General features: G+C 64.0%; 17 protein-coding genes. 5 read left to right on the plus strand and 12 right to left on the minus strand.

From position 1 onward, the window contains the following. Nucleotides 1-25 precede the first annotated feature (25 nt). Nucleotides 26-247, plus strand: a complete 222-nt coding sequence (locus B4M43_RS01485) for a VF530 family protein (RefSeq protein WP_296263443.1) — start codon at nucleotides 26-28, stop codon at nucleotides 245-247. After that, a complete protein-coding gene (locus tag B4M43_RS01490) occupies nucleotides 247-888 on the plus strand; it encodes a Pr6Pr family membrane protein (protein WP_296263445.1) in 642 nt (213 codons plus the stop codon). The genes B4M43_RS01485 and B4M43_RS01490 overlap by 1 nt, the downstream gene beginning before the upstream one ends. 5 nt (nucleotides 889-893) lie before the next feature. Here the strand turns inward: B4M43_RS01490 and B4M43_RS01495 are convergent, their stop codons facing one another. From B4M43_RS01495 to B4M43_RS01505, 3 genes are all read right to left on the minus strand, one after another. After that, the gene (locus B4M43_RS01495) at nucleotides 894-1655 is read right to left on the minus strand and encodes a siderophore-interacting protein (RefSeq protein WP_296263447.1); all 762 of its coding nucleotides are present in this window, start codon (nucleotides 1653-1655) and stop codon (nucleotides 894-896) included. Then, nucleotides 1652-2185 carry a PadR family transcriptional regulator gene (locus B4M43_RS01500; RefSeq protein WP_296263449.1) on the minus strand — a complete coding sequence of 178 codons (534 nt, stop codon included), beginning with the start codon at nucleotides 2183-2185 and terminating at the stop codon, nucleotides 1652-1654. Before B4M43_RS01500 ends, B4M43_RS01495 begins: the two co-directional genes overlap by 4 nt. An 87-nt stretch (nucleotides 2186-2272) precedes the next feature. Further along, on the minus strand, nucleotides 2273-5437 hold the full coding sequence (locus tag B4M43_RS01505) for a transglycosylase domain-containing protein (protein ID WP_296263450.1): 3165 nt from the start codon (nucleotides 5435-5437) through the stop codon (nucleotides 2273-2275). Nucleotides 5438-5705: 268 nt separating this feature from the next. Here B4M43_RS01505 and B4M43_RS01510 point away from each other — a divergent pair, with 268 nt between their 5' ends. Together B4M43_RS01510 and B4M43_RS01515 are read left to right on the plus strand one after the other, a co-directional pair. Further along, on the plus strand, nucleotides 5706-5969 hold the full coding sequence (locus B4M43_RS01510) for a type B 50S ribosomal protein L31 (RefSeq protein ID WP_296263453.1): 264 nt from the start codon (nucleotides 5706-5708) through the stop codon (nucleotides 5967-5969). A gap of 75 nt (nucleotides 5970-6044) precedes the next feature. Continuing rightward, on the plus strand, nucleotides 6045-6458 hold the full coding sequence (locus B4M43_RS01515; RefSeq protein WP_296263455.1) for an NUDIX hydrolase: 414 nt from the start codon (nucleotides 6045-6047) through the stop codon (nucleotides 6456-6458). On the opposite strand, the gene metR is transcribed toward B4M43_RS01515, so the two are convergent. The 7 genes from metR to B4M43_RS01550 form a co-directional block, all read right to left on the minus strand. Then, nucleotides 6442-7359: a transcriptional regulator MetR gene (gene metR, locus B4M43_RS01520; protein WP_296263616.1), complete on the minus strand. Its 918-nt coding sequence runs from the start codon at nucleotides 7357-7359 to the stop codon at nucleotides 6442-6444. The genes B4M43_RS01515 and metR overlap by 17 nt on opposite strands. A gap of 129 nt (nucleotides 7360-7488) precedes the next feature. Next, a complete protein-coding gene (locus tag B4M43_RS01525) occupies nucleotides 7489-8814 on the minus strand; it encodes a sigma-54-dependent transcriptional regulator (protein ID WP_296263456.1) in 1326 nt (441 codons plus the stop codon). Further along, complete coding sequence (locus B4M43_RS01530) at nucleotides 8811-10715, minus strand: sensor histidine kinase (protein WP_296263458.1); 1905 nt, start codon at nucleotides 10713-10715, stop codon at nucleotides 8811-8813. The genes B4M43_RS01525 and B4M43_RS01530 overlap by 4 nt, the downstream gene beginning before the upstream one ends. A gap of 59 nt (nucleotides 10716-10774) precedes the next feature. After that, nucleotides 10775-11509 carry an amino acid ABC transporter ATP-binding protein gene (locus B4M43_RS01535; protein ID WP_296263460.1) on the minus strand — a complete coding sequence of 245 codons (735 nt, stop codon included), beginning with the start codon at nucleotides 11507-11509 and terminating at the stop codon, nucleotides 10775-10777. Next, the gene (locus B4M43_RS01540; protein WP_296263462.1) at nucleotides 11506-12177 is read right to left on the minus strand and encodes an amino acid ABC transporter permease; all 672 of its coding nucleotides are present in this window, start codon (nucleotides 12175-12177) and stop codon (nucleotides 11506-11508) included. The genes B4M43_RS01535 and B4M43_RS01540 overlap by 4 nt, the downstream gene beginning before the upstream one ends. Next, nucleotides 12178-12924, minus strand: coding sequence for an amino acid ABC transporter permease (locus B4M43_RS01545; RefSeq protein WP_296263463.1), 747 nt, complete (start codon nucleotides 12922-12924; stop codon nucleotides 12178-12180). Between the two features lie 143 nt (nucleotides 12925-13067). Then, on the minus strand, nucleotides 13068-13985 hold the full coding sequence (locus tag B4M43_RS01550) for a glutamate/aspartate ABC transporter substrate-binding protein (protein WP_296263465.1): 918 nt from the start codon (nucleotides 13983-13985) through the stop codon (nucleotides 13068-13070). A gap of 338 nt (nucleotides 13986-14323) precedes the next feature. On the opposite strand from B4M43_RS01550, the gene B4M43_RS01555 reads away from it, so the two are divergent. Further along, complete coding sequence (locus tag B4M43_RS01555) at nucleotides 14324-18496, plus strand: NEL-type E3 ubiquitin ligase domain-containing protein (RefSeq protein ID WP_296263467.1); 4173 nt, start codon at nucleotides 14324-14326, stop codon at nucleotides 18494-18496. Here B4M43_RS01555 and glpD read toward each other — a convergent pair. Both glpD and B4M43_RS01565 read right to left on the minus strand, forming a co-directional pair. Next, nucleotides 18439-20037 carry a glycerol-3-phosphate dehydrogenase gene (gene glpD, locus B4M43_RS01560; RefSeq protein ID WP_414707806.1) on the minus strand — a complete coding sequence of 533 codons (1599 nt, stop codon included), beginning with the start codon at nucleotides 20035-20037 and terminating at the stop codon, nucleotides 18439-18441. The genes B4M43_RS01555 and glpD overlap by 58 nt on opposite strands. A gap of 183 nt (nucleotides 20038-20220) precedes the next feature. Further along, nucleotides 20221-20976, minus strand: coding sequence for a DeoR/GlpR family transcriptional regulator (locus B4M43_RS01565; protein ID WP_296263471.1), 756 nt, complete (start codon nucleotides 20974-20976; stop codon nucleotides 20221-20223). Nucleotides 20977-21051 lie beyond the last annotated feature (75 nt).

The following is a 21051-nucleotide window of genomic DNA, read 5'->3' on the forward strand; positions in this document are numbered from 1 at the left end:
CGCCCCTTTTCTTCCGGAGCCTTCCATGAGCATCCCCGAACACAACGCCCTGCATGGCAAGACGCTCGAACAGATCCTCACCGCGCTGGTCGCCCATTACCAATGGCAGGGCCTGGCCGAGCAGGTCGACGTGCGCTGTTTCAAGAGCGATCCGAGCATCAAGTCGAGCCTGACCTTCCTACGCAAGACGCCTTGGGCCCGCGCCAAGGTCGAGCAGCTTTACGTGAACCTGCAGCGCGGCCGCTGATGCCTCGCCATCCCTGGCTGCTGCTGGCCGCCGTGCTGGGCTGGACGGGCCTGGCCGTGCAGGTCTGGCTGGTGCTGCTGGCGCGCTGGCAGGCCGAGGCGAGCCTGGTAGGAGGCTTAGTGAGCGTGTTCGGTTATTTCACCGTACTGAGCAACACCCTGGTGGCCACGGTGTTCAGTTATGCCGCCTGGGGGCGTGTAGGCGCGACGCGGCGCTGGTTCCTGTCACCGGCGGTGAGCACGGGAGTGGCGGTGAGCATCGTGGTGGTGGCGGTGGCCTACAGCCTGCTGCTGCGGCACTTGTGGCACCCGGAGGGTTGGCAGTGGCTGGCCGACGAGCTGCTGCACGATGTGATGCCGCTGCTGTTCGTCGTGTACTGGTGGCGGGTGGTGCCCAAGGGCTCGCTACGTCTGCGCCATCTGGCGTTGTGGAGCCTGTACCCGGCTCTGTACTTTGCCTTCGCGCTGTGGCGCGGTTTCGAGATCGGAGTCTACCCGTACCCCTTCATCGACGTGGCGCGCCTCGGCTATCTCCAGGTGATGCTCAATGCCCTGGGCGTGCTGGTCGGTTTCTGCGCCACGGGCCTGTTGTTCATCGCCCTGGACCGTTGGCGCGGTGCGCGCGCGCCAGCCCAAGGCTGAAAGGCTCAGTCTTCTTCTGGCGTATCGTCGGCGCGCCAGTAGGCCACGGCCTTCAGCGCCTGTTCGTCGACGCCTTTGTCCAGCAGCACCCCCTTGACCTCGCGGCTCAGGCGCTTCTCCAGCGCTACCCAGCTGTACAGGCTGCCGGCAGGTAGGGGGAGGGCGCGCACGCATTCGACCAGGTCCTGCTCATGGCGCAACACCCAGATCACCTCGACGTCCGCCGGGCTGGCCAGCGGCTGCCGCTCTTGCGCGTCTTCGACCTGCACCAGCACCAAGGCGCGGCGTCCGGCCGGCAGTTCTTCCAGGCGCCGGGCGATGGCAGGGATGGCGGTTTCGTCGCCGATCAGCAGGTAGCTGTCGAAGGCATCGGTGACGACCAGTGACGCCCGAGGCCCGGCGATGTGCAGGGTCTGGCCTGGTGCAGCCTGCGCGGCCCAGGTCGAGGCAGGGCCGTCGCCGTGCAGGACGAAATCGATGTCCAGCTCCAGGGCCTGCGGGTCGAAGCGCCGGGGCGTGTATTCGCGCATCGTCGGGCGAGCGCTGGGCTCCGCACTCAGCTCGCCGGCGTCGAGGGCCGCTTGTTGCGCCGCGTCGTTGGCGAACAGCAGCTTGACGTGGTCGTCGCTGCCCAGGCTGACGAAGCCTTCGAGCGCCGCACCGCCAAGGGTGACGCGGCGCATGCGTGGGGTCAGGTCGGTGACCCGCAGCACGTGTAGCGCGCGGCGATGGAGGGTGTGGTTCACGCGGTAGATGACTTCTGTCATTGCGACGTCTCCTCAGGCTTGGGGTGGGGACCGCCGGCGATGGCCTTGGCGGCGTCGTTGAGCAGGCGGCTGACGCGCTCGATTTCCTCTTCGCCCCAGTGGCCGCTATGCAGGTGCAGGGCATGGCGCAGGTTGCCCACGGCCTGATGAATGCGCTCGGGGCGCTCGTGCCCATTCAAGGCGCGCTTGCTGACTTCGATGCGCATGCGCACGCCCTCCAGGGCCACGGCCTGCTCGCGCAGGCGTTCGCGGCCCTGCTCGGTGACGGTGTACAGGCGCTTGCTGCCTTGCGCCTCGCCGCGCACTAGCTCGGCTTCCTCGAGAAAATTCAAGGTGGGGTAGATGACACCGGGGCTTGGGCTGTAGCTGGCATCGAACAGTTGCTCGATCTGGCGAATCAAGTCGTAGCCGTGGCCGGGCTGTTCGGCCAGCAACGACAGCAGCAACAGTTTCAGATCGCCCGCCGCGAACACCCGCGGGCCGCGGCCGCCTCGGCGTTCGAAAGGGTTTGGGGAAGAAGAATGGCGCATTTAGGTAACCTGAGCATCTGAAGTAGCTTGAGATATTACTCAAGATATATCTTTATGTCAGCTCTAAATGCGCATGATTATCATCGACTAAATCGATGGATGCTCACTTGCCCCCGTTGACCCGGGGCGTAGGGCTCCCGCTGCGACGAATCCTGGCGCCTTGCATTGGGTCTCGCCATTGGGTTCAAGATAAGGCATCAGAATCGGTGCCATGCCTTTGAGCACTTGCACCGGCAGCGCCGAGGTGAACGTGAAGGCCTCGGCCGAGCGCCCTGGCACGAAGGCGGTCAAGGTACCGAAGTGGTTGTCCCCGAGGAAGAACACGAATGTGGCGGTGCGATTGAGCGAACGCGAGCCGATCAAGCGCCCGCCGGCGCCGAAGCTCTCGATGCGGTTGTCGCCAGTGCCGGTCTTGCCGCCCATGACCAGCGCGGTGCCGTCCTGCCGCGTGAAGCTACCGGCGATGCGCCGCGCCGTACCGGCATCGACCACTTGCGACATCGCCCCCTTGAGCGCCCGCGCCACCTCGACCGGCAGAATCCGTTTGCCGCGGTCCGGGTCGCTGACCAGCTTTGTTTCATAAGGCGTATCGGCGGCCAGGTGCAGGGTGTCGATGCGCAGGGTGGGCAAGCGCACGCCATCGTTCTGGATGATCCCGACCAGCTCGGACAACGCTGCCGGGCGGTCGCCGGAACTGCCGATGGCAGTGGCCAGCGACGGTACCAGGTGGTCGAACGGGTAGCCCACGCGCTTCCAACGCTGATGGATGTCGAGGAAGGCTTCGATTTCGACCATAGTGCGGATGCGGCTGTCGCGCGCGCCCTGATGGCGGCTCTTGAACAGCCAGCCGTAAACCTCCTGGCGCTCGAAGCGGCTGGCGTTGATCGCCTCGCGTTGGCTCGCGCCGGGGTTCTTCAGCAGATAGCCGAGCAGCCACAGGTCGAGCGGGTGCACTTTGGCGATGTAGCCTTGGTCGGGCAAGTCGTACTTGCCGGGGCCGTAGGCTTCGTACATCTCGGCCAAGCGACCGTCGTTGAGCTTGGCCAGCGCAGCCTTGTTGTCCTGGCTATGAGCGCGCACGAAGGCGTTGAAGGTTTCCTGGCGCGCCTCGGGGAACAGATAGCGGTGCACCGCCGCCAGCCGCTGCGGTGTGGTGCGCAAGCTGTCGAGGAAGGTGTCCAGGCGTTGCTGCGAGGTCTTGCGCTGGTATTTCTTCCAGAAGCGCAGCAGGTAGTTGGTGCCCTCGCGGTCGGCGAAACGCGCCAGGTATTCCTGGCGCCGTGGATCGGCATCGTCCTTGAGCAGCGGTTCGCGGTTGTAGGGCTGCTGGTAGGTGACGTAGCGCACCACGTCGCGCATCAGGCGGATGAAGGGCAGGTTGATCGACTCGCGCAGCGCATCCTTGAGGCTGGGGTTGCGGCCGTCGTCCTGACGGCGGAAGTTGTTGAACCGGTGCATGCCGCCGCCGGTGAAGAAGCCTTCGCCGGTGCTGGCCGAATACGTGCGCTCCAAGGCGGCGTCGAGCATGGCATCGAGGTTCTGGTCGCGGCTGTGCTGCATCAGCCAATCGAGCGACCAGCGGCTGAGGCGGTCCAGATCCGCCACCTCGACCTTGCGCAGTTCGGCCACTGGCTTGCCGGCATAGCGCTCGTGCAGCTCGGCGATGATTTCCAGGTAGGTGGTGAGCACCCGCAGTTTGGCCGTCGAGCCCAGTTCCAGCTTGCTGCCTTCGTTGATGTCGAAGGGCTGGTTGGTGCTGTCGGTCTGTACCCGTACCCGCGAGCCGTCGGCGGTGCGTTCGAACAGCGTGAAGCTATAGCTGACCTGGTCGGTGGTGCTGGCGGTCAGCAAGCGGTGGCCGATCAGGCCGATCTGCGCGGCGAAGGCCGGGTCGGCGAGGTTCTTCAGGTACTGGCTGACCTGCACTTGCAGGCCGGCCTGCAGCGTGCTGGTGGCGGACAGGTCGAGGCGGTCGAGGTCGTACAGCGGGCGGCTGAACATCGCCGCCAGGCGATTGCGCGCCAGGCTGATGCCCTTGTTGGTGACGATCGGCACGATGGTCGGTTGTGCGACCCAGTCGCGGTACATCGCCTTGCTGGCCAGCGCCGCGTCGGCCAGCGGCGGCGTGACGATGCCGTTGGCGGCCAGTACGCGCAGGTGCGCATCGACCAGTTCGGCAAGCTCCACCCGCCCTTTGGACAGGTAATGCGAGGGGCGACGCTGGGCGATGATCAACGACAGCACCTCGCGCAGCGCCAGCCCGCGCTCGGCCAAGCTCTTGGCATCGACGGCGGTGCCGTTGAGCGCGGCGTTGATTTGGTCGAAGTCGGCACCGAACCAGACCCGCAGCCCCTCGGCCATACCGTGCACCTCGCCGTGGCCGGGCACGGCCGAGAGCGGCACGCTGTTGAGATAGTCGCGCACGATGCGCTGGCGCGCCAGGGTGGTGTCCGGCCCGCCTTGGTAGGCGCGCACGCTGGCCGAGAACATCTGCCGCAGCTTTTCGGCGCCCGACACGGTCAGCCCGTCGGGCGAGTGGCGGTATTTTTCCAGCTGGGTGGCCAGCGTACTGCCGCCGGCCGATTGACCGGGCAGGGCCAGGTACTTGGCGATCTGGCTGTAGGCGGCCTTGGCGAAGCGCGGCCAGTCCACGGCGGGGTTGCTCTGCAGGTTGCGGGTCTCGAGCAGGTCGCGGTTCTCGATGAACAGCAAGCTCTTGACCATCACCGGAGGAATGTCGGCGAAGGTGGGGTAGAGCTGCTGCGGGTAGTTGTACTGGTAGAGGATGTCGCCGCGGCAATCAGTGATCGACAGCCCGGCCTGGCCCTTTTCTTCGTAGGGCACGAACAGGCCGTGGCCGACATAGTCGAGCAGGGCGGGGGAGAAGCGGGTCTGCGCCTGGATCACGTAGTCGCGCTTGAGCAGGCGCGGCAGGAATTCGCCGATGCTGCTGTAGCCAAGGCGCTTGTCGAACGGGCCTTCGCCGGGATAGACCACCGCGTCGCTCGGGCCTGGCTGCAAGGAATAGGTGAGGGTGCTGGCCAGGCGACTGAAGGTGCGCGCTTGCAGCTTGGAGGTTTGGACTTCCTCATAAACGGCGTTGCCCGCCACAGCGACGGCCAGCAGGAGGATCAAGGCCAGCAGCAACCACCACAACCGACGCCAGCGGCGGGGCTTTGGCGCAGTGGCAGGGGCCTGCTCGGTATCGGGCGATTCCATTCGGGGAGATTCCGTGTGCCGCAGTTTACCCATAGTTCAAGATCCGACCGAGTGGTTTCATCGTACTGGTCTGAAGCTTAGACGGTGAGCGGCTGATGTGAAAATTTTGTCAATGATTGTCGCGACTTACTGTGACCGTCGTTGGCTCGCAGAGGTTGCGCGGGTTTTGCGTCATTTCGCTTATTCGTACGCATACGGCATCGAGCAAAGCGAGACGTATCGTTCATCGGGTCGAGGTTTTCGAGAATAGTTCTTGAGTGATATGTTATATTGTATCAATAAATCACCCGAGGCCCTTCCCATGAAACCAGCCATCCATCCCCACTACCGCGACGTGCTGTTCCACGACACCGCCGCCGACGTCTACTTTCTGATCGGTTCCACCGTGGGCACCGACCGCACCCACCTGCACAGCGATGGCCAGACCTACCCCTACGTGGCCCTGGACGTCTCCAGCGCCTCGCACCCGGTCTACACCGGCCAGCAGCGCAAGACCACCGTCGAAGGCCGGGTGGCCGGCTTCAACAAGCGCTTCGCCGGGTTTTCCGCCAAGCGCAGCGGGTGACATCAACGCCTCGACGTTGCTGGAAGGGGGCGGGCATGGGAAGCTCGCCCGCCCATCGTTCGAGGTCGCTCCATCATGTCCACTGTCATTCGCGTTGCCGCGGCGTTGTTGATCGACGCCCACCGGCGCACGCTGCTGGTACGCAAACGCGGCACCCACGCCTTCATGCAGCCGGGCGGCAAGATCGACGCCGGTGAAACACCGCGGCAGGCCTTGGCCCGCGAGCTGTTCGAAGAACTGGGCTTGCGCATCGACCCCGAGCAGGCCGTGGCGCTGGGCAGTTTCAGTGCGCCAGCGGCCAACGAACCCGGCTGCCAGGTGCAGGCCGAGCTGTTCGAAGTGCTCACCATGCAAGCCGTGATGCCTGCAGCCGAGATCGAGCAGGTGCTGTGGTTGGCCGCCGACGACACACCTGCCGTGGATCTGGCCCCGCTGACCGCCGAGCAGATCCTGCCGCTGTACCGCGCGCGTCTCAACGCGCTGCGCTGACGCCGTCAAGGGTGGCGAAGGAGGTGTCCTTCGCGGTCAGCAGGAAGTCGCGCATATAGGGCGCATCGAGCATGTCGGTGCGCACCGCCGCGTACAAGGTCGCGAACAGGCCCTTCTCACCCAGGCGCTTGCCCTTCACATAACCGCGGTCGCTGTATTCGTGCAGCGCCCAATGCGGCATGCCGCACACGCCCCGGCCGCTGGCCACCAGTTGCATCATCATCACGGTCAGTTCGGAGTTGCGCACTGCGGCAGGCTCGATGTCGGCAGGTTCGAGAAAGCGGGTGAAGATTTCCAGGCGATCGCGTTCGACCGGGTAGGTGATCAGCGTCTGGTCGATCAGGTCCTGGGGCACCACGTAGGGCTTGCTGGCCAGCGGATGCTGGTTGGCCACCGCCAGCATGGCTTCGTAGGTGAACAGCGGCACGTAGGTGATGTTGGCCAAGTCCAGCGGGTCGGAGGTTACCACCAGGTCGAGGTCGCCACGAGCCAGGGCCGGCAAGGGCGCGAAGGCGAACCCCGAGGCCAGGTCCAGTTCCACTTCCGGCCACGAGTCGCGGAACTGGTCGATGGTCGGCATCAGCCACTGGAAGCAACTGTGGCACTCGATGGCCATGTGCAAGCGCCCGGCCGTGCCGCCTGCCAAGCGCGCGATGTCACGCTCGGCGCCGCGCAGCAGGGGCAAGGTGGCGTCGGCCAGTTGCAACAGGCGCAGGCCGGCGCTGGTGAAGCGCAGCGGCTTGCTCTTGCGTACGAACAGCGGCAAACCCAGGCGCTCTTCCAGCTCCTTAAACTGGTGGGACAGCGCCGACTGGGTCAGGTGCAGGCGTTCGGCGGCCTCCACCAGGCTGTCGGCCTCGCGCAGGGCGTGAAGGGTTTTCAGGTGGCGGATTTCCAGCACTTGCAGCTCCGGGGTGAAGAGAGATGGCATCGAGAAGGCGGATGAGTTTCCCTCATGTTGCCGGAGCTGTCGACCGGTGCTGTGTTGGGGGCGATGGTTTGCTGGCTGCGTTGACGCAAGCGGCCAGCCTTACCCCAAGCCGTATTTCTTCACTTTGTCGAACAGCGTGGTCTTGGCCATACCCAGCTCCTGGCTGGCCTGGCTGAGGTTGCCGCCGGTACGCAGCAGGGCCTCGCTGAGCAGGTTGCGCTCGAAAGCTTCTACCGCCTCGGCGAACCCCAAGCCCTGGCTGGCACCGGCCACGCTCTTCTTGAACGCTGGCAGGCCCAAGGCGAAACGCTCGGCGACGTTGCGCAGTTCGCGCACGTTGCCCAGCCATTCGTGGGCCATGATCTGCGACAACGTCTGGCTGTCGAGTTCCGGCGCCTGGCGGTCGAACCGCAAGGCTGCCTGTTCGAGGAAATGCTCGAACAGTTGCAGGATGTCTTCGCGGCGCTCGCGCAGCGGCGGCAGCTCTAAAGTCACCACGTTCAACCGGTAATACAGGTCGCTGCGAAACTCGCCACGCTGGCCCAGGCTCTGCAAGTCGGATTTGGTCGCCGCGATCACCCGGCAGTCCACCGGGATGCTCTGGTTCGAACCGAGTCGCTCCAAAGTGCGCTCCTGCAACACCCGCAGCAGCTTGATCTGCAAGTTGATCGGCATGCTCTCGACCTCGTCGAGGAACAAGGTGCCGCCGTTGGCATGTTCGATCTTGCCGATGCGGCGCTTGCCGGCGCCGGTGAAGGCGTTGGCCTCGTGGCCGAAGATTTCGCTTTCGAACAGGTTTTCCGGCAACCCGCCACAGTTGATCGCCACGAACGGCTGCCCCTGGCGCCGGCTGAACTCGTGCAGGCAGCGCGCCACCAGCTCCTTGCCGCTGCCGGTTTCGCCTTCGATGAGCACGTTGGCCGAGGTGTCGCCCACGTTGCTGATGAGCTCGCGCAAGTGCTGCATGGCCGGCGAACGGCCGATGATCCGCGCTTCCAGCGAACCTTGCCCGGCCAATTGCCGGCGCAGCGCGCTCACCTCGCGCGACAGCCCGCGCTGTTCCAGGGCGCGCCGCACCACATCGACCAGACGCTCGGGCGAGAAGGGCTTTTCCATGAAGTCGTAGGCGCCGTTGCGCATGGCCCCGACCGCCATGTCGATGTCGCCATGGCCGGTGATCAACACCACTGGCAGGCTGCGGTCGCGGGCCTTGAGCCGGGCGAGCAGCTCCAGCCCGTCGATGCCGGGTAGGCGGATGTCGCTGACCACGATACCGGCGAAGTCCTCACCGATGCGTTCGAGTGCCAGTTCCGCGCTGCCCACGCCTTCGCAGGCGATGTCTTCGAGGGCCAACGCCTGTTGGCAGCCGAGCAGCACATGGGGATCGTCCTCGACGATCAGGACGGTAAGGGGGGCTTGGGTCATGGGAGCTCGGCCGTGTCGGTGGATGGGGTGACCAGGGGCAGCAACAGCACGAAGGCACTGCCGCCCTCAGACGGGTGTTCGACGCTGAGGCTGCCTTTGGCAGCAGCGGCCAGGCTGGCCGAGAGGGTCAGGCCCAGGCCCAGACCATGCTCGCCCGGTTTGGTGGTGAAGAAGGGCTCGAACAAGTGCTTGCGCGTTTCGGCGTCTATGCCATGGCCGTTGTCGCGCACCTGCAAACGGTACTTGTCGCCTTGCAGCTCGCCTTCCAGCCATAGCGTGGGACGCTCCCGGTCAGCGGTGGCATCCAGCGCATTGCTGATCAGGTTGGCGAGGATCTGTTCCAGGCGCGTCTGGTCGATGGCCAGGCGTTGCTCGTCGAAGTCGCGGTGCACCCGCAAGCCGCTGCTGGAGAGGCGCGCCGCCAGCAGTTGCTGACAGGCATCGACCGCCTTGCACAAGGACGCCTGGCCGCTGTCGTCGCCACGCCGGGCGAAGGAGCGCAGGCTGGCGGTGATGCGACCCATGCGATCGATCAGGTCGTTCATGGTGCGCAGGTTGGTCGAGGCCACGTCCATGGCGCCGCGTTCGAGGAAGCGCACGGTGTTGCCCGACAGCGTACGCAGCGCCGCCAGCGGCTGGTTCAATTCGTGGGCGATGCTGGTGGACATCTGACCGATGGCCGCCAGTTTGCCGGCCTGGACGAGCTCGTCCTGGGCCTGGCGCAAAGTCTGTTCGGCGTGCCTGCGCTCGCGGATCTGCCCCTTGAGCCGTTCGTTGCTGGCGCGCAGGTCGGCGGTGCGTTCGGTGATGCGCCGCTCCAATTGGTTGTTGGCTTCCTGCAACGCTTCACGGGCAGCCAGCCGCGTGGCGATGACCTTGCGCCGCTCGTTCCAGGCGATGCCGAGAATGGTCAACAGGGCGAAGGCGAAGGCCACCAGCGCGCCTTGCACCATCGATTCGCGGCGCAGGTCCTGCAAGGGCGTCAGCAGCGTGAAGTGCCAGGGGGTATCGGCCAGGCGGCGGGTTTGCGACAGATAGCTCACCGCCTCCGGGCCGCCTGGGTCGGTTTCGCTGTTCACCGGGAAGGTGAGCTTTTCCACGCCATCGCCCAGAGACTCGCGGTCCAGCGGTTGCAGTTCGTTGATCGGCCACCAGTAGTATTGCAGGCTGCGCGCCAAGCGCTCTTTAACCTGCGGAGTCAGCGGCTGCAGCGACTTGAGGCGGCGCGTCGGGTCGCTGGACAAGATGATGATGCCGTTCTCGTCGCTGACGAACGCTTCCAGGCGCGCCCGCTGCCAGCGTTCCTCGAGCGTGTCCAGACGCACCTTCACCACCGCCACGCCAATGATCTTGCCGTGCTCCTCCAGGCCGTGGGCGAGGTAGTAGCCGGCTTCGCCAGTGGTGCTGCCGATGCCGTAGAAGCGTCCGGGCTTGCCGCGCACCGCATCCTGAAAATAGGGGCGGAAGGCCAGGTCTTCGCCAAGGAACGAGTCGGCGTCGCGCCAGTTGCTGGTCGCCTGCACACGGCCTTCGGTGTCGAGCACGAAGATCGCCCGGCCGTTGCTGCGGCGCTTCATGCCTTCGAGGTATTCGTTGACCGATTGTCGGTCGGTGGCGTCGGGGTCGGTCAGTAGACGGGAGACGCTGTTTTCCAGCTCCAGCAGGCTGGGCAGGTAGGTGTATTTGCTGATCTCGCTTTCCACCGTGCGCGCATGCAGCTCGAGCTGGCGCTCGCCGTTTTCGCTCAGCACGCGAATGCCGTTGCTTTCGCTGATCAGGTAGGCGACCACGCCGAAGCCGAGCATCAGCAGGATGATCAAAGGCGGGATGAGCAGTTGGCGAAGCAGGCGGGATTTCACGGCAGGCTGGTTGAGGCGCACGAGCGCGGGGGTGCATTTCATCACAGTGGCCTTGTCATCGCCAGCCTGCGCCGCTCGCGGCGGCGCGGGCTGGCTGGCACTCAGTGCTGCAGGATCTTGCTTAGGAAGTGCTGGGTCCGCTCGTGGCGCGCGCTCGGGTCGCCGAAGAAGGCTTCCTTCTGGCAGTCCTCGATGATGTGGCCCTTGTCCATGAAGATCACCCGGTTGGCGACCTTGCGGGCAAAGCCCATCTCGTGGGTGACGCACATCATGGTCATGCCTTCGTGGGCCAGCTCGACCATCACGTCGAGCACTTCGTTGACCATTTCCGGGTCGAGCGCCGAGGTCGGTTCGTCGAACAGCATGACGATCGGGTCCATCGACAGGGCACGAGCGATGGCCACGCGCTGCTGCTGACCACCGGACAGCTGCCCTGGATGCTTCTTGGCATGGGCGCTGAGGCCGACGCGGTCGAGCAGGGCCAGGCCCTTCTTGGTGGCTTCGGCTTCGCTGCGGCCCAGCACCTTGCGTTGGGCGATGGTCAGGTTTTCGGTGATGCTCAGGTGCGGGAACAGCTCGAAGTGCTGGAACACCATGCCCACCCGCGAGCGCAGCTTGGGCAGGTTGGTCTTCGAATCGGCGATCGACGTGCCGTCGACCACGATGTCGCCTTTCTGGAAGGGCTCCAGTGCGTTGACGCACTTGATCAGGGTCGACTTGCCCGAACCGGACGGACCGCACACCACCACCACTTCACCTTTCTTCACTTCGGTGTTGCAGTCGGTCAGTACCTGGAAGTCCCCGTACCACTTGTTGACGTTCTTGATGGAAATCATACGGCGATCCTTTTTTGCAGACGCTTGACCAGCCAAGAAGCGGAGAAGCTGATGATGAAGTACACGGCACCGGCGAACAGCAGGAACTCATGGGAACGACCGATGATGTCGCCGCTGGCGCGCGAGGCGTTGAGGAAGTCAATCAGGCCCACGGTGTAGACCAGCGAGGTGTCCTGGAACAGGATGATGCTCTGTTGCAGCAGCAGCGGCGTCATCTTGCGGAACGCCTGGGGCAGGATGATCAGGCGCATGGTCTGGCCGTAGCTCATGCCCAGCGCCTGGGCGGCGCCCATCTGGCCCTTGGAGATGGACTGCACGCCGGCGCGCACGATTTCGCAGAAGTACGCCGCCTCGAACATCATGAAGGCCACGACGCAGGAGGTGAACGCTCCGATCGGCGTGTCTTCCCCGGTGATCCAGCGCAGCACGAACGGCACCGCCAGGTAGAACCAGGTGATGACCAGCAGCAGTGGAATGGAGCGGAAGTAATTGACGTAGGCACCCGCCACACGCGACAGCAGCTTGCTCGACGACAGCCGCATCAACGCCAGTACGGTACCCAGTGCGATACCTCCGACGACGCCCATCACCATCAGTTGCAGAGTCAGCAACATGCCATTCCACAGGGCTGGCAGGGCAGGAATGATTTCGCTGAAATCCAGTTCCATTTACTTGCCTCCTACGGAAATCAGGCCAGGCACGGCCACTTTTTTCTCGACCAGGCGCATCAGCAGCATCAGGCCCATGTTCAAGGTGAAGTAGATCAGCGTGGCGAGGGTGAAGGCTTCGAACAGGTTGGCGGAGAATTCCGCGGTCTGTTTGGTTTGCGCCAACAATTCCATCAAGCCGATCAGCGACGCTACCGACGAGTTCTTGAACACGTTGAGGAATTCGGAGGTGAGCGGTGGAATGATGATGCGGAACGCTTGCGGCAGCAGCACGTTGCTGTAGATCTGCGGCAGGCTGAAGCCCATGGCGCGGGCCGCCGATTCCTGACCCCGAGGCAATGCCTGGATACCGGTGCGCACTTGCTCGCAGACCCGTGCGGCGGTGAACAGGCCCAGGCAGACGATCACGCTGATCAGCGCCGAGGTAGTGGGGTTGAGGTCTTGCTTGAACCATTCCTGCAGCCCCTCGGGCAGCAGGTCCGGTACCAGGAAGTACCAGATGAACAGTTGTACCAGCAGTGGCACGTTACGGAACAGTTCCACGTATGCGGTGGCGATTCCCGATACCAAGCGGTTCGGCACGGTGCGCATGACGCCGAGCACCGAACCCAGCAACAGGGCGATGATCCAGGCGGAGACGGCGATGGCGATGGTCCAGCCTAGACCGGTGATGTACCAGTCGAGGTAGGTTTCGCTGCCTACGCCGGTGGACTTGAAGAAAACGCCCCAGTCCCAGTTGTAATTCATCGGGATTTCCCCTCAGACGGTTGTTTCACAGGCACCTTCCAACATCCGAGGGCGCGGGCGCCCTCGGATGAGAGGTTAGACACTTACGGAAGGCCTGCCGGGTTAAATCGTGCGCGCGCTGCGCTGCAGGCCTGGGACAGGGGTCAGGCTTTCTTGTCGTCGGCGGCTTTGTCGGTCGGCTCGGCAATCAGCTTCTTGAGCTCGTCGCTCATCGGGAACTGCAGGTTCAAGCCTTTTGGCGGGATGGGCTGCTGGAACCACTTGTCGTAGCTCTTCTCGACCTCGCCGGCTTTGAAGTAGGTGACAATGGCGTCATCGACGGCTTTCTTGAAGGCTGGGTCGCCCTTGCGGACCATGCAGCCGTAGATTTCATAAGACTGTGGCGTGCCGGTGATCACCCAGTCCGAAGGCTTTTTGGCCTTGGCCATTTCGCCGGCCAGCAGGGCGTCGTCCATCATGAAAGCCACGGCACGGCCGCCTTCGAGCATGTTGAAGGACTCGCCGTGGTCCTTGGCGGAAATGATGTTCATCTTCATCTGCTTGTCGGCGTTCATCGCCTTGAGCAGGCGCTCGGACGTGGTGCCAGCGGTGGTGACGACGTTCTTGCCGGCCAGGTCGGCGAAGTCTTTGTATGCAGGTTGGCCGTCTTTGACCTTGGTCAGCAAGCGAGTGCCGACTTCGAAGATGCCTACCGAGAAGTCGACTTGCTGTTGGCGCTCGACATTGTTGGTGGTGGAGCCGCATTCCAGGTCGACGGTGCCGTTCTGCACCAGTGGGATACGGGTCTGCGAGGTGACGAGGTTGTACTTGACCTTGATGTCGGTGCCCAGTTGCTTCTTCAGCGCATCGACCACTGCGAGTTGAATGTCGTGGGAGTAGCCGACGGGTTCAGCAGTGCCGGCCAGATAGGAAAACGGAATGGAGGAGTCGCGATGGCCCAGGGTGATGGTGCCGGAATCCTTGATCTTCTTCAGCGTGCCAGTCAGCTCTTCAGCCATGACCGGAGAGGCGATGACTGCAGCCGCGATGGCTGCGCCCAGCAATTGACGAACGATTCGCATCAAATTTTCCTCGACGTGTTTGTTTTTTTTATTGAGCCGTTGGCGGACTCTTTAGCTTCAACGAATACAAGTGCATTCGGCTGCAAAGTGTAGAGCATGAGTCGTGCCAATGGTGCGAAATAAGATCAAACCTGCTGGGATTAGGCTGTCGAAAGGGTGAATTTCTATGTTTCAACGGCTTTTTGTACGGTATTCCGACTAAGAGCGGGTCGGGGCATTCGGAATACCGAACAAACTACGCCATGCAGCATCCGCTCCGATGTGCTGCGGTAACACTGTCGTCCCATCGCGTCTGGCGAACCGGGTCTTCTGCGGTTTTCTGCACAGGAAAACGCACCATGAAGACTCACTTCATTCCAGCCGACTCAGTCGATCGCCTGATCGCCGACCGCTTGCCGGCAGGGTTGATCCACACCGATGTCGATCAGATCCGTGCCCTGCACCAGGCGATGCGTCGTGAGCAGCAGTCGGCAGAGCAGGTCGCCGGCCATTTCGAGGCACTGCCATCGATCGACGTCTTTGCCACGCCTCTACTGGTTCAGGCACTGCGACACATTGGCCTGCCTAATGCCGACGTCCGCGCCATGAGCGTGCAGATCGAACAGACGGTCGAGCTGCCTGCCGTGTCGCCCAAGCTGCTGGCCAACCGCCACATCTACCGCTCGCGTCGTAGCCTGCTGGCTGCTGCGTTGCACAATTTCCATGCAGAGGAGCTCGCACCGGACCTGTCGCGTCGGGCCTGGCTGGTCGGTAGCGACGGGCAACGATTGCCTCTGAGCTTCGAAGCGTTCGCACGCTGTTGCCGCCAGCTCGATCTAGGCGGACGGTACCAGCGACTGCTGGCGGCGTTGCTCTCGCCCAAGGACAGGCCTACCGCGCCTACAGGGACCGCGAGCAAGGCCGTGGAGGAATTGCTGGAGGGCAACCTTCAGGCGCAGATGGAAGTGGCCATGCGCCTGGCCAGGTTCGAGGGCGATCTCGACGAAGCCGATTTCAACCGTATGCTGCCCCTCTGGATGCCCTTGCAAGACGTTGTTCTACCCCAGGGCGCAGCGACGCCACGGCAGCTTTATCTGCTGGGCAAGCCCATACAGGGTGTGGTCACCGTGGAGCATCGCGAGACCGAAGGCGGGGCCCTGCAGTCGATTACTCTGTGGATTGCGCAGGACCCCTTGGTTCCGGTCACCCGCCATCTGTCCTGGGAGGCGCTCTATCGCTGGCTCGGCAGGCGGTTGCGCAACGCGCGCTTTCGACGATTCTTCGCACGCTTCATCGGCGAGCGCGACCGCACCGCATTCGTGCAGGCTTTGGTCGGCGCGCTGAACGCCGCCCCGCTCGGCACTGCGCCGCAACTCGACGGGCGTAACCTGGCCATCGACAGGCCGCTGGTTCAACACTTGCGGCGGCTGCAGACCCGCAAGATGCTCGACGACGCCCGCGTGCTCGCAGTGCCCACAGGCGACGAAGACCTGGCCAGCCGCCATGCGCGCCTGCAGGCCGCGCTCGGGGCGGGTCTGGATCTGCTCAGCCTCGCCGCGCTGTTCGTGCCCGGCCTCGGTGAAATCATGCTGGTCGTTTCTGCGGCGCAGATCGCTTCGCAGGTATACGAAGGCTACGAAGACTGGCGCATCGGCGACCGTCAGGGCGCGCTGGACCACCTGTTCGCGGTGGTGGAGATGGTCGCTGTCGCAGCCGCCACCGGCGCTGCCGGATACGCTGCCGTAAATACCCTCAAACGGGTCGCGTTCGTCGACGCGCTGACGCCTGCCGTGGGCACGACGGGGCAACTGCGCTTGCTGCATACCGACCCCCCCGTGCATGTCCTGGCAAAGCCGGGCGACCTGTTCAGGCGTATGGGCGGCCCTTTCGCCCAAGTTCCAGACTGGCAGGCCGAAGCGCTTCTGCAGGTAATGGACCTGACGCCCGATCGACTGCGACGGTTGCATACCGAAGGCGCACCGATGCCGGCCAGGTTGCACGATGCCCATGCGCGCATGATGCTGCACGAGCGGTCGCCGACATTGCGCGGCGCAGCCTTCGAGGCCGAGTGGGCACGCCTGCAACCGCCAGCGTTGCCCGATGAGGCTCTGTTGATCCGTTCGTTCCCCAGCCTGTCGAAGCGCCAGGCCGCCGAACTCTTGGAACGCGCCAGCAGTGCGCAGATCGACGCCATGCATGCTAGCGGCCGGGTCCCGCTGGGTATCGCCGAACAAGCGCGCTGGGCTGTGCGCGATGCCCGTCTGGATCGGGCTTGCCTGGGTCTTCACATCGAACAGGCGGCCAATGCCGATACCGAACATCTGGCATTGGGGTTGCTCGAGCGCTCGGCACGCTGGTCGAGCGATACGGGGGTGCAAATACGCGAGGGTAGCGAAGCGGGGCCCGTCGTCGCTTCGACCGTGCTGGAGCACGGCGCGACCCCCAGAATCATCGTACGCACAGACGATGGCTACCTGACACATTCCGAGCGACCTACGCCTCCGGCCGACGGCCCCGGCAGCCTGTGGCAGGCGCTGCTGTCGAGCCTCGAGCCCGTACACGAGCGACTGCTGGACGATGCGGCGCCGACCGCTGAGCAGTTGCGCATATGGTTGGCCGAACAGGCCGGCGCCGACCGCCAGCGCTGTGCCGATGTGTTGGGCATGGCACCTGTGGGCATCGGCCTGCGGCCGCCGATGCGGTTGGCCGATGGGCGCCTGGGTTATCCGCTCAGCGGTAGGCTGCCAGGAGGTCGCGAGACCCTTCGCCACGGTGTGCGGCGTATCTACCCCACGCTCAGTGATACCCAGCTGGAAGTCTACATTCTCGAGTTGGTCAACAGTCGCGCCGACCTGTGGCAACACTGCGCCCAACTCGAGCGAACCCTCTCCAGCCTCAACCAGGCGTTGCAACGCTGGCGCGACGAGGCCGGACTGGTCGCTTCCATCGGGCGCAGACGCGTGGCTACCCAGTTGCGCCGTTGCTGGCGGCGCAAGCTGGTCAACTATGCGGACGAATACGTCCTCGACATCCAGGGCGAGCGTGTCGGCAGCTTGCCATCGTTGCCGGCTGAGGTGGATTTCTCCCATGTCAGACGGCTGATCCTGCGCGATATGGGGCTTGCCAGCATCGACGAGGATTTCCTGCGCCGGTTCAGCAAGATCACGGAGTTGGACCTGCGCAACAATCGGCTCACCGAAGTGCCGGCCGGGCTCGAACACCTGACCCAATTGCGCATCCTGAACCTGGCCCACAATCGAATCGTCATCACCGAACAAAGCAGTCAGCGGCTGTCACAGTTGACGTATCTGCAGATACTTAGCCTCAGCCACAATCCTCTGGGACAGGCCCCTCGCTTAACCAGCTTGCAGCGCTTGAACCACCTCAACCTACGTGCGACCGGTTTGGAGACGTTACCCGACCTGGCCGAAACGTTGCCATGGCGCGCCCATCTGGATTTGCGCAACAACCGCATCACGCAATTGCGCCAGCACGTGCTCGGCCTGTGGCACGACCTGCAGCGCGTCAGCCTGCACGACAATCCCCTGGATTCGGCAAGCGCCCAGGCCCATGACCGACTCAGCCGGGCCAACGGCCCAAGCGGCCGGCGCAGCCTTCGGCGCGTCCATGCCGCCATCACCGATGCGGTGTTGGAGCGGTGGATGGGCTCAAGCAGCCTGGTCGAGCGCTCGCGCCGCTTGCAGTTGTGGAGCGAGCTGAATGCGCAGGAAGGTTCGAACGACCTGTTCCGTTTCCTGGCGGACTTCGCCGACACCACCGAGTTCGAAGAGCGACCGGGCCAGTACCAAAGCCGCGTCTGGTACATGTTGGAAGCGGCGCATGAGCATGAGGCTTTGCGCCTGCGTCTGTTCGAAACCGCGGCCGGGGAGCGGACCTGCGAAGACCGCTTGCTGCTCGTCATGTCCCAGCTGGAACTGAGCGTGCTGGTCGAGCGTGCGATGGTCGACGGCCCAGCGGCAGAAGTGGAGAGCAGACTGCTCAAACTCCAGCGTTCGCTGTTCCGTCTCGATGTGCTGGACGAAATCTGTACGAGGCACATCGAGTACATGCGTGAGGCCGGCGTCAGGCATCTGGACGAAATCGAAGTCCGGTTGTTCTACCGGGTCAAACTCAAGCAGGAACTGGACTTGCCGGCGACACCCGACAGCATGTACTACGGTGAGTTCGCCAACGTCAGCCGCAATGATCTGCGTCGCGCGGCCAGTGCGGTGCTGGCGGTGGAAACGCCGGAGGCGCTGGCTGCATCGCTGGCGCAGCGTCCGTTCTGGCAGCAGTTCGTACGCACTCGCTACGCCGAGCGTTTCGAGGCCCTCACCGCGCCCTTCTACGAACGGCTGGAGGCGCTCGAAGCACAGGGGCTCGACTCTGCACAGTGGGTCGAGTCGAGCAATCGGTTGAAGGAAGAGCTGGACAGCGCCGAACAGGCGCTGATCCGAACCTTGGCCGACGAAGCCTACGCCCGCACTGCCGGCTCGACGCCGCCCACAATGGTCAGCGGGGCAGGGGAGTAGACGTCGGCGACGAAAGCCTGGACAGGGGCGCCATGGCGCTGGGCGAGATAATCGCGCAGCGTCTGCTGCTCGGCAGGCGTGGTCAGCAGACCCAGCTTGGACCGGCGCCAGAGGATGTCGTCAGCCTCCACGGCCCATTCGTGCTCGCACAGGTAATCGACTTCCCGGGCGAACAGCCCACCGCCGATGCGTTGGCCCAGGCCCTCTGGCCCGGCCACGCCTTCGAGCAACTTCCAGGCACGGCTACCGTAGGTCTGCGCCCAACGCTGAGCGATGTCGGCCGGGAGCCAGGCATGCTTGGCCAGTAGCGCTTCGACCAACGCCGACACGCTGCTCATCTGCTCGCCACCGGGCAAGGGCGAGGTGGCCGTCCAGCTATCGCCCATCTGCGAGAAGAACGGCTTGAGCCGTACCATGGCCGACTCGGCCAGCTTGCGGTAGGTGGTCAGCTTGCCGCCGAAGACCGACAGCAGCGGCGCCTGCCCGGCTTCGTCCGACAGCGCCAGGGTGTAGTCGCGGGTGACCGCCGACGGGTTGTCGGACTCGTCGTTGCACAGCGGGCGTACGCCCGAGAAGGTGTGCTTGATGTCGCCACGGCTGATCTGGTGGTTGAAATGGGTATTGACCACGTTCAACAGGTAGTCGGTTTCCGCCTCGGTGATCGCCACCTTGGCCGGATCGCCGCTGTACTCGCGGTCGGTGGTGCCGACCAGGGTGAAGCGGTCCAGGTAAGGAATGCAGAACACGATGCGTTGATCTTCGTTCTGCAGGATGTAGGCCTGTTCGCCTTCGTACAAGCGCGGCACGATCAGGTGGCTGCCCTGGATCAAACGGATGCCGTAAGGGGCGGTGAGCTGCAAGTCGTCCTTGATGAACTTGGCGACCCATGGCCCGGCAGCGTTGACCAGCGCACGTGCCTTGATCGATTCGCGGCGGCCGTCTGCATGCTCCAGCTCCACTTGCCACAGACCGCCGACGCGCTGGGCGCTCAGGCAGCGGGTACGGGTACGGATGTCGGCACCGTGTTCGCGGGCGGTCATGGCATTGAGTGCTACCAGGCGCGCGTCGTCCACCCAGCAGTCGGCGTATTCGAAACCGCGGGTGATGGCCGTCTTGAGCGGGTAGCCCGGGCCGAAGCGCAGGCTGCGCGAGGCACCCAGGCGTTTGCGCTTGCCCAGGTGGTCATACAGGAACAGGCCGGCGCGGATCATCCAGGCAGGGCGCAGGTGCGGGCGGTGCGGCAGCACGAAGCGCATCGGTTTGACGATGTGGGGCGCCTTGGCCAACAGCACTTCACGCTCTGCCAGCGCTTCGCGCACCAGACGGAATTCGTAATGCTCCAGGTAGCGCAAACCGCCATGGATCAGCTTGCTGCTGGCCGAGGAGGTGTGTTGCGCCAGATCGTCCTTCTCGCACAGAAAGACTTTCAAACCACGCCCGGCCGCGTCAGCGGCGATGCCGACACCGTTGATGCCGCCACCGATCACGGCAACGTCGTAGCAGTCGGCAGGGGAAGAGGTGGGGCGGGCTGGCTGGGACACGGTAACGGTCTCCTGGGTGCTCGAATCATCGAAAATGAACATTTGTGTTCGTTTGCGAAAATACTAGCGCATGTGTGGGTCGTCTGCCAGCCCGTGTATCGATAAATCGACGACGTGACAGCTAAGTGAACATAAACGAACATTTTGATGAAGGGGGTGTACCCGCTGCCGCACCCCAGGGGGCTAGACCACGTCTAGGCGGACCTTGTTCTGCGCCAGCAACTGGCTTAGCGCAGCGCTGGGCTGACGGTCGGTCACTAGGCAATCCACCAGGCTGATCGAGCCCAGGCGCACCATGGCATTACGGCCGAACTTGCTCGAGTCGGCAGCTAGGATCACCTGCCGTGCGTTGGCGATGATGGCCTGGGACACCCGAACTTCCTGGTAGTCGAAGTCGAGCAAGCTACCGTCTTCGTCGATCCCGCTGATGCCGACCACGGCGAAATCCACTTTGAACTGGCTGATGAAGTCGACGCTGGCCTGGCCCACCACGCCGCCATCCGGGCGGACCGTGCCGCCGGCCATCAGCACTTCGAAGTCTTCCTTGGCGCCCAGGATCGAGGCCACGTGCAGGTTGTTGGTGATGACCTTCAAGTGATGGTGGTTGAGCAAGGCGCGGGCAATGGATTCGGTGGTGGTGCCGATGTTGATGAACAGCGAGGCATGGTCGGGGATCTGCCGCGCCACGGTCTCGGCGATGCGCTGTTTCTCGTCGCGCATCTGGTCGGCGCGCATGGTGTAGGCCGTGTTCTCGATGCTCGAGTCATGAGCCGCGCCGCCATGGTAGCGACGCAGCAGGGTCTGCTCGGCCAGTTGGTTAATGTCGCGGCGAATGGTTTGCGGGGTAACGACGAACAACTGCGCCATTTCCTCGATGCTGACATAGCCGCGTTCGCGGACCAGCTCGAGGATTTGTTGTTGGCGTGGGGGCAGGTTCATGGGCGGTCCTTTGGGGCAGCCGAAAAATCCTGCAATCATGCCGTAGGAAGCGTCTGGCGACCAGCGCAGGGGCGG

The sequence above is a fragment of the Pseudomonas sp. UBA6562 genome, from assembly GCF_002434265.1.
Lineage (GTDB): Bacteria > Pseudomonadota > Gammaproteobacteria > Pseudomonadales > Pseudomonadaceae > Aquipseudomonas.

What these genes read in the sequence shown, in the direction of transcription:
- B4M43_RS01485 (WP_296263443.1), top strand. Translation starts at nt 26, where the DNA reads ATGAGCATCCCCGAACACAACGCCCTGCATGGCAAGACGCTCGAACAG.
- B4M43_RS01535 (WP_296263460.1), bottom strand. Translation starts at nt 11,509, where the DNA reads ATGATTTCCATCAAGAACGTCAACAAGTGGTACGGGGACTTCCAGGTA.
- B4M43_RS01530 (WP_296263458.1), bottom strand. Translation starts at nt 10,715, where the DNA reads ATGAAATGCACCCCCGCGCTCGTGCGCCTCAACCAGCCTGCCGTGAAA.
- B4M43_RS01525 (WP_296263456.1), bottom strand. Translation starts at nt 8,814, where the DNA reads ATGACCCAAGCCCCCCTTACCGTCCTGATCGTCGAGGACGATCCCCAT.
- B4M43_RS01565 (WP_296263471.1), bottom strand. Translation starts at nt 20,976, where the DNA reads ATGAACCTGCCCCCACGCCAACAACAAATCCTCGAGCTGGTCCGCGAA.
- B4M43_RS01515 (WP_296263455.1), top strand. Translation starts at nt 6,045, where the DNA reads ATGTCCACTGTCATTCGCGTTGCCGCGGCGTTGTTGATCGACGCCCAC.
- B4M43_RS01545 (WP_296263463.1), bottom strand. Translation starts at nt 12,924, where the DNA reads ATGAATTACAACTGGGACTGGGGCGTTTTCTTCAAGTCCACCGGCGTA.
- B4M43_RS01505 (WP_296263450.1), bottom strand. Translation starts at nt 5,437, where the DNA reads ATGGGTAAACTGCGGCACACGGAATCTCCCCGAATGGAATCGCCCGAT.
- B4M43_RS01540 (WP_296263462.1), bottom strand. Translation starts at nt 12,177, where the DNA reads ATGGAACTGGATTTCAGCGAAATCATTCCTGCCCTGCCAGCCCTGTGG.
- B4M43_RS01510 (WP_296263453.1), top strand. Translation starts at nt 5,706, where the DNA reads ATGAAACCAGCCATCCATCCCCACTACCGCGACGTGCTGTTCCACGAC.
- B4M43_RS01500 (WP_296263449.1), bottom strand. Translation starts at nt 2,185, where the DNA reads ATGCGCCATTCTTCTTCCCCAAACCCTTTCGAACGCCGAGGCGGCCGC.
- B4M43_RS01550 (WP_296263465.1), bottom strand. Translation starts at nt 13,985, where the DNA reads ATGCGAATCGTTCGTCAATTGCTGGGCGCAGCCATCGCGGCTGCAGTC.
- B4M43_RS01555 (WP_296263467.1), top strand. Translation starts at nt 14,324, where the DNA reads ATGAAGACTCACTTCATTCCAGCCGACTCAGTCGATCGCCTGATCGCC.
- B4M43_RS01495 (WP_296263447.1), bottom strand. Translation starts at nt 1,655, where the DNA reads ATGACAGAAGTCATCTACCGCGTGAACCACACCCTCCATCGCCGCGCG.
- B4M43_RS01490 (WP_296263445.1), top strand. Translation starts at nt 247, where the DNA reads ATGCCTCGCCATCCCTGGCTGCTGCTGGCCGCCGTGCTGGGCTGGACG.